Origin of the sequence: Streptomyces sp. NPDC057654, from assembly GCF_042800135.1 — a bacterium.
Taxonomy (GTDB): Bacteria; Actinomycetota; Actinomycetes; order Streptomycetales; family Streptomycetaceae; genus Streptomyces.
In genome coordinates, this window is sequence record NZ_JBHVHQ010000403.1 from 1 (window position 1) to 7,470 (window position 7,470).

The 7,470-nt window shown below is 70.0% G+C and carries 7 protein-coding genes and 1 pseudogene; 7 read left to right on the forward strand and 1 reads right to left on the reverse strand.

The window, feature by feature from the left end; translation table 11 throughout:
- The 6 genes and pseudogenes from ACFU99_RS25870 to ACFU99_RS25895 all read left to right on the forward strand — a co-directional run.
- A pseudogene (locus tag ACFU99_RS25870) lies at positions 1–632 on the forward strand (hypothetical protein); the annotation flags it as partial.
- A 395-nt stretch (positions 633–1,027) separates the two neighbouring features.
- A complete protein-coding gene (locus ACFU99_RS25875) occupies positions 1,028–1,753 on the forward strand; it encodes a hypothetical protein (protein ID WP_384395992.1) in 726 nt (241 codons plus the stop codon).
- Between the two features lie 147 nt (positions 1,754–1,900).
- On the forward strand, positions 1,901–2,080 hold the full coding sequence (locus ACFU99_RS25880) for a hypothetical protein (RefSeq protein WP_384395995.1): 180 nt from the start codon (positions 1,901–1,903) through the stop codon (positions 2,078–2,080).
- Between the two features lie 239 nt (positions 2,081–2,319).
- Complete coding sequence (locus ACFU99_RS25885; protein WP_384395998.1) at positions 2,320–2,712, forward strand: BlaI/MecI/CopY family transcriptional regulator; 393 nt, start codon at positions 2,320–2,322, stop codon at positions 2,710–2,712.
- A 9-nt stretch (positions 2,713–2,721) separates the two neighbouring features.
- Positions 2,722–3,327: an amino-acid N-acetyltransferase gene (locus ACFU99_RS25890; protein WP_384396001.1), complete on the forward strand. Its 606-nt coding sequence runs from the start codon at positions 2,722–2,724 to the stop codon at positions 3,325–3,327.
- Positions 3,328–3,536: 209 nt separating this feature from the next.
- Entirely contained in the window at positions 3,537–3,872 is a 336-nt protein-coding gene (locus ACFU99_RS25895) for an Lsr2 family protein (RefSeq protein WP_030880446.1), read from the forward strand.
- Here ACFU99_RS25895 and ACFU99_RS25900 read toward each other — a convergent pair.
- Positions 3,851–4,438 (reverse strand): SCO3374 family protein, encoded by a 588-nt coding sequence (locus ACFU99_RS25900; protein WP_384396004.1) that lies wholly within the window; start codon positions 4,436–4,438, stop codon positions 3,851–3,853. The genes ACFU99_RS25895 and ACFU99_RS25900 overlap by 22 nt on opposite strands.
- A 452-nt stretch (positions 4,439–4,890) precedes the next feature.
- Between ACFU99_RS25900 and ACFU99_RS25905 the strand changes: the two genes are divergently transcribed.
- Positions 4,891–7,416, forward strand: a complete 2,526-nt coding sequence (locus ACFU99_RS25905) for an ATP-dependent Clp protease ATP-binding subunit (protein ID WP_384396007.1) — start codon at positions 4,891–4,893, stop codon at positions 7,414–7,416.
- Positions 7,417–7,470: the final 54 nt, after the last annotated feature.

Below are 7,470 nucleotides of genomic sequence, written 5' to 3' on the forward strand. Positions count from 1 at the left end.
GGGCGGGAGCGTTACTGCCCACGGCCCCGCCCCACGCCGCGCCGCCCGAGCGGGGGGCCGGTGGCGGTGCCGGTACGTACGCGACCGTCGACTACCAGGCCGTCGGGCACGTGGTGACGGGCCGGGTCGGGCAGACCGTCCCCGTCGAACTGGGCGTCAGGAACGGCGGCCCGGACGTCGGGCGCGGCGCGGGCTCGTACGAGATCACACCGCCCGAGGGCACCACGATCACCTCGGGCACGGGCTCCTGCGGGGCGAAGGGCACGCGGACGTACGTCTGCGCGCTCGGCGCGACGCTGCGGCCCGGTGCCGTGGACACGCTCCGCTTCGACGTCCGTATCGACAAGAAGGTGGAGGGCGCGGAGGGGGAGATCCGCGTCGTGGACGGAGGGGACGGCGAGGCCACGGCCCATGACCCGCACCCGGAGAACGACGCGGCGGCGATCCGGACGGCCGTCGAGGACGTCGAGACCGTCGAGGACTCGGTCACCACGACCCCGTCACCCCCGACGGCCACCCTGGCCGACACGGGCCCCCAGCACACCCCGCTCCTGCTGGCGATAGCGACAGGAGCCCTGGCCCTGGGCATAACCACCACAACAATCCCCTCCCGCCCCCACCATCACCACTAACCCCCACAGGCCCCTCAAGCCCGGCCCACTCCACCCCACCGCCCGCACGAGCCCCTCAAGCCCGGCCCACTCCACCCCACCGCCCGCACAAGCTCCTCAAGCCCGGCCCACTCCACCCCACCGCCCGCACGAACTCCACAAGCCCGGCCCACTCCAGCCCGTCCGGCGTTTGAGGACATCCCGGCCGATAGGCCGCCCCGCACTCCGCCCCCGTACGGCCACCCCTTCCAGCCCGTCCGGCGCTTGAGGACATGGCCGCAACGCCGCCGCACCCACCCCGGCCCCCAGCCCGCTGCAAGCACCTGGCCACGCCCGACTAATACCTCCTAAACCAGTTTTGTCCGCTTAGCACTTAAAGTCGCCACATGCCCACGCCCTATGGACCCCGCGGAGGAATGGCATTCAGCGCGGACGAGCTGCGCGTGCTCCGCCGCGCCCTGGCCATCGCCCTTCAGCCCCACCCAGTCCCCGCCCCCATCGGCCCCGCGCGGGCCGAGGAGGTCCAGGACTGTCTCCGGCTCGCCGAGGCCGTGGACGAGGCGGTCCGCGAGGGAGGCCGGCTGCGCGCCTTCCTCCTCGCCGACCTCGCCCGCTATCGCTCTTCTCTCCCCGGCTCGGCCCCCGGCTATCTGCGACAGCTCCAGGACGCACTGACGGCCGGCTACCTGCCCCGCCCGGACGACCTCACCGCGCTCCGCTCGCTCTGCGCCGCCCCGGCCGGCGACGCCGAGTCCGACCGCCGTCGCGCGCTGCTGCACCGCTGCGAACGGATCGCCGAACGGTCCGTACGGGCCCGCCTCGCGGAACGCGCCGCCGAGCCGGCGCGGCCCGCCTCCGCCCCTGCCCCCGCCCCCGTCCTGCCGGGCTCGCGGCGCGCGCAGCTCCTCGCCCTGCCCGGCGGGCGCGGCCCGCAGGCGGCCGACGAGAGCGAGAAAAGCCCCGAGCCCCGCCCCGCGAGCAGGCCCGCCCCCGCGAAGCCCGGCGCGCCGCAGCAGCCGAAGCGCCCCGCGCCCACCCCGGCCGAGGTCTTCCCGCCGCGCCGCCGCCCCGACCCGGCGGCGGCCCCGAAGACGTCCCCCGGCCCGGCCCCGGCTCCGGGCGAGGAGGCCCGTACGGCCTGACGCCTGCCGGACTGCCGGACCGCTCCGGTGTGTGAGGCGGCCCGTACCGCATTCCGCGACCCGCCCCCGGCGCCCCCGGCGCGGGTCGTTAACCTGGACGTCTCGCGCAGCAATCGCGGCGGCAGCCGCAGAAGGAGGCCGACGGCCATGGACTACGTCTCCGCGCTGGTCCCGCCCCTGGTGATGGCGGTGGCCTTCACCGCACTGATCGTGACGATCGTCAAAAGCCAGGGCGGCGCGAACAAGAGCAAGGAAGACGCCGCGGTCGACGCCGTGCTCAACCGCGTCGAATCCGCCCAGCAGGCGCCCAAGGGTTCCGGGGCCTGATTTCGCCCGGGTTCTGCCCGGGTTCCGCCGGGGTTAGGCGCGGAGTTCTGCCCAAGGATTCGGCCCGGAACCTGAGCGCGGTTTCGGCCGGGAACACGCGGGCGTCCCGCGCCCGCCGCGCGCCGCCGCCGCACGTAACGAAGGGGCGTGTGGACCGCGATCACAAATCGCGGCCCGCGCGCCCCTTTATGTCGCTCAAATAAACCGGCATTGGAGACATCTCCCACTATTATTCGCGTGTGCCTCGACGACTGGGTGATCTGGAAGACGCCGTCATGACGCGCGTGTGGGAGTGGAACCGTCCCGTCACTGTTCGAGAAGTCCTGGAAGACCTTCAGCGGGAACGCTCCATCGCCTACACCACGGTCATAACGGTGATGGACAACCTGTATCAGAAGGGTTGGGTACGCCGGGAAGTGGAAGGCCGCGCCTATAGATATGCCGCGGTGTCGACCAGGGCCGCCTACTCGGCCGCACTGATGAACGACGCGTGGTCCGTCAGCGACAACCCGGCGGCCGCTCTGGTGGCGTTCTTCGGGATGATGTCCGCCGAACAGCGGGAGGCCCTGCGGGATGCGATGCGGGTGGTGCAAGTCGGGCCCGGCGACAGCTCCGGCGAGGCGGGGCGATAGCGTCCGGCCATGGCCGCACTATCGAATGTCGTCACCGTCCGCCGGGCCAGGACCAGCGATGTACCAGCGCTCCGCCGGCTCATCGACTCGTACGTACCGGACGGCATCCTCCTCGACAAAGCCATGGTGACGCTTTACGAGGACATCCAGGAGTTCTGGGTCGCGGAGCGAGCCCTCGAAGGCGCTGAAGCCGCCGGAGACGCCGAAGACGCCGAAGACGGTGAAGCCGCCGGGTCCGCCGGGGATACGGCCGCCGGAGTTACGGCCGCCGAGGTCATCGGCTGCGGCGCGCTGCATGTGATGTGGGAAGACCTGGCCGAGGTGCGCACTCTCGCGGTCGACAAGAGCGTCAAGGGCCTCGGGGTCGGTCATCTGGTTCTGGACAAGCTGTTGGAGACCGCTCGGTGGCTGGGGGTGCGCCGCATTTTCTGCCTCACCTTCGAAGTCGACTTCTTCGTCAAGCACGGCTTCGTGGAGATCGGCGAGACACCCGTCGATGGTGATGTCTACAGTGAGCTGCTGCGTTCCTATGACGAGGGCGTTGCCGAGTTCCTGGGTCTCGAACGGGTGAAGCCGAACACCCTTGGCAACAGCCGGATGCTTCTGCATCTGTGATCGCGGGCCCTATGTCCGAATCGCGCCCCTATCACATGGCTCTGGAACGCGTGGTTCCCACGCGGAAGCCGAGGCGAACCTTCCCCGGGGGTTTGTGTTTTTCCGGGAAAGGCGGTTTGCTATTCCCTCGTAGTGTAATTACTGGGGCAGCGACATGCGCTGCTATCGCCGTGGACCCCAGACCCCCTTTTCTGTGAAAGGAATCCCCCGTGGCACAGAAGGTTCAGGTCCTTCTTGTCGATGACCTCGACGGTGGCGAGGCCGACGAGACCGTCACGTTCGCGCTGGACGGCAAGACCTACGAGATCGACCTCACGACGGCCAACGCCGACAAGCTGCGCGGCCTGCTTGAGCCGTACACGAAGAGTGGCCGTCGCACCGGCGGTCGCGCCGCGGCCAGCCGCGGCAAGGCCCGAGCCGGCGCGGGCAGCAGCCAGGACACCGCGAAGATCCGCGCGTGGGCCAAGGCGAACGGCTTTGAGGTCAACGACCGCGGCCGCGTGCCCGCGACCGTGCGTGAGGCTTACGAGAAGGCCAACGGCTGAAAACCCGAGGGCCGACCGCTGCGAGCCCCCGAGGCGCGCAGCAACCGGGCCCGGTGGCACTCCGTGGCCGCCGCGCCCACGAGCCTTACGAGATCGGGGGCGCCCCCACCGTCCCCGAGGCCGGTGACCGGCAGCGTCGGCTCGACTTCGCACCCCGGTTCGGGAGGCCGTAGCCAGACGGTCTCCCGCGAGCCGGCGACCGCGTCCGGCGTCGGTGCGGCGATCCGGCCGCCTGGTCCGAGCATGGTGAGATCGAGGGCGATGCCGCCCCACTCCAGCCAGTCGAGCAGCCCCGGCAGCTCGTCGGCGCTGCCCGCGGCGACCAGCAGCCGTACGGCGCCCGCGCGCGGGTCGTACGCGACCGGGCCGGTGCGCGCCACGCGCCGCAGCACCGCGAACCCGGCGTCGGAGGGCAGCTCCAGCACGTCGAAGCGGACGCCGGTGAGGAGCTGTACGGGCTCCCCGGCCGAGCCGCCTGTGGCCGGCCAGCCCAGCTCGCGCTCGTACCACCGGCGGACGGCGTCGAGCGGCGCCCGGGGTCGGGGCACGGGAACGGCGGGAGTCATGCCTGCTGCAACTGGCGCGAACCGGCAGAGGTTACGCTCGGTCCGGGCCCCGAAGCGAACCGTGATCGGCAAGGGGAGTTCGGAGGCTTCGAGGGGGCGCGCGGGTGTTCGCCCGTAGCGGATGGAATCCGCCCGCGCGGCATGGACTGTCAGTGCTGACGGGTAAGACATCCCTAGTGGAGAGGGGCGGTCCGCGTGTCAGGAGGCTCGGCGTTCGCCATCGGCGTACTGGTGACGGGCGTATATGCCTGGCCTGCGGGAACATCGTCTCGCACCATCGGGTTGGAGCAGATGTCGGCTGTTCGCCAAATTGGTTTCCCCGCTGCGGTGGGGGTGATCCGGACGGATGTCGGCAGTTGGAATGAGCTGTCCCGTCCTACGGGACTAGCATGCGGAAGGACAGGGAGGGGACCGTCCCCGATCTGCCTGACCGCTCTGAGGAGCGATTAACGATGTTCGAGAGGTTCACCGACCGCGCGCGGCGGGTTGTCGTCCTGGCTCAGGAAGAAGCCCGGATGCTCAACCACAACTACATCGGCACCGAGCACATCCTCCTGGGCCTGATCCACGAGGGTGAGGGTGTCGCCGCTAAGGCCCTGGAGAGCCTCGGGATTTCGCTCGAGGCGGTCCGCCAGCAGGTGGAGGAGATCATCGGGCAGGGCCAGCAGGCCCCGTCCGGGCACATTCCTTTCACCCCCCGTGCCAAGAAGGTCCTGGAGCTGTCGCTCCGCGAGGCCCTTCAGCTCGGCCACAACTACATCGGTACGGAGCACATCCTGCTCGGCCTGATCCGCGAGGGCGAGGGCGTCGCCGCCCAGGTCCTCGTGAAGCTGGGCGCCGATCTGAACCGGGTGCGGCAGCAGGTCATCCAGCTGCTCTCCGGCTACCAGGGCAAGGAGGCCGCCACGGCAGGCGGCCCGGCCGAGGGCACGCCCTCGACCTCCCTCGTCCTGGACCAGTTCGGCCGCAACCTGACCCAGGCCGCCCGCGAATCCAAGCTCGACCCGGTCATCGGGCGCGAGAAGGAGATCGAGCGGGTCATGCAGGTGCTGTCCCGCCGTACCAAGAACAACCCGGTCCTCATCGGCGAGCCCGGCGTCGGCAAGACGGCGGTCGTCGAGGGCCTGGCGCAGGCCATCGTCAAGGGCGAGGTGCCCGAGACCCTCAAGGACAAGCACCTCTACACCCTGGACCTCGGCGCGCTGGTCGCCGGCTCCCGCTACCGCGGTGACTTCGAGGAGCGCCTGAAGAAGGTCCTCAAGGAGATCCGCACCCGCGGCGACATCATCCTGTTCATCGACGAGCTCCACACCCTCGTGGGTGCGGGCGCCGCCGAGGGCGCGATCGACGCGGCTTCGATCCTGAAGCCGATGCTGGCCCGCGGCGAGCTCCAGACGATCGGCGCCACCACGCTCGACGAGTACCGCAAGCACCTGGAGAAGGACGCCGCGCTGGAGCGCCGCTTCCAGCCCATCCAGGTCGCGGAGCCGTCGCTGCCGCACACCATCGAGATCCTCAAGGGTCTGCGCGACCGCTACGAGGCCCACCACCGGGTCTCCATCACGGACGAGGCGCTGGTCCAGGCCGCCACCCTGGCCGACCGGTACATCTCCGACCGCTTCCTGCCGGACAAGGCGATCGACCTGATCGACGAGGCCGGATCCCGGATGCGCATCCGCCGGATGACCGCGCCGCCGGACCTCCGCGAGTTCGACGAGAAGATCGCCGACGTGCGCCGGGACAAGGAGTCCGCGATCGACTCGCAGGACTTCGAGAAGGCGGCCTCGCTGCGCGACAAGGAGAAGCAGCTCCTCGCGGGCAAGGCGAAGCGGGAGAAGGAGTGGAAGGCCGGCGACATGGACGTCGTCGCCGAGGTCGACGGCGAGCTGATCGCCGAGGTCCTCGCCACGGCCACCGGCATCCCGGTCTTCAAGCTGACCGAGGAGGAGTCCTCGCGGCTGCTGCGCATGGAGGACGAGCTGCACAAGCGCGTCATCGGCCAGAAGGACGCCATCAAGGCGCTCTCCCAGGCCATCCGGCGCACGCGTGCGGGCCTCAAGGACCCGAAGCGCCCCGGCGGCTCGTTCATCTTCGCGGGCCCGTCCGGCGTCGGTAAGACCGAGCTGTCCAAGACGCTCGCCGAGTTCCTCTTCGGCGACGAGGACGCGCTGATCTCCCTCGACATGTCGGAGTTCAGCGAGAAGCACACGGTCTCCCGGCTCTTCGGCTCCCCTCCCGGCTACGTCGGGTACGAGGAGGGCGGCCAGCTCACCGAGAAGGTGCGCCGCAAGCCGTTCTCCGTCGTCCTCTTCGACGAGGTCGAGAAGGCCCACCCGGACATCTTCAACTCGCTGCTCCAGATCCTGGAGGACGGTCGGCTGACCGACTCCCAGGGCCGGGTCGTCGACTTCAAGAACACGGTCATCATCATGACGACCAACCTGGGCACCCGGGACATCTCGAAGGGCTTCAACCTCGGCTTCGCGGGCACGGCCGATGTGAAGACGAACTACGAGCGCATGAAGAACAAGGTCAACGAAGAGCTCAAGCAGCACTTCCGCCCCGAGTTCCTCAACCGCGTCGATGACACGGTCGTCTTCCACCAGCTGACCGAGGAAGACATCATCCAGATCGTCGACCTCATGCTCACCAAGGTGGACGAGCGGCTCAAGGACCGCGACATGGGCATCGAGCTCAGCGCGGACGCCAAGTCGCTGCTCGCCAAGCGGGGCTACGACCCCGTCCTGGGCGCCCGGCCGCTGCGCCGGACGATCCAGCGGGAGATCGAGGACATCCTCTCCGAGAAGATCCTCTTCGGTGAGCTGCGCCCCGGTCACATCGTGGTCGTCGGCGTCGAGGGCGAGGGCGACCAGCAGAAGTTCACCTTCCGCGGCGAGGAGAAGGCGGCCCTGCCGGACACCCCGCCGATCGAGCAGGCGGCCGGCGGCGCCGGTCCGAACCTGAGCAAGGACGCGTGACGCGTAGCGCCTGACGGCGATGGAGCGAGGGGCCGGCCCCGGACCGTATGAGAC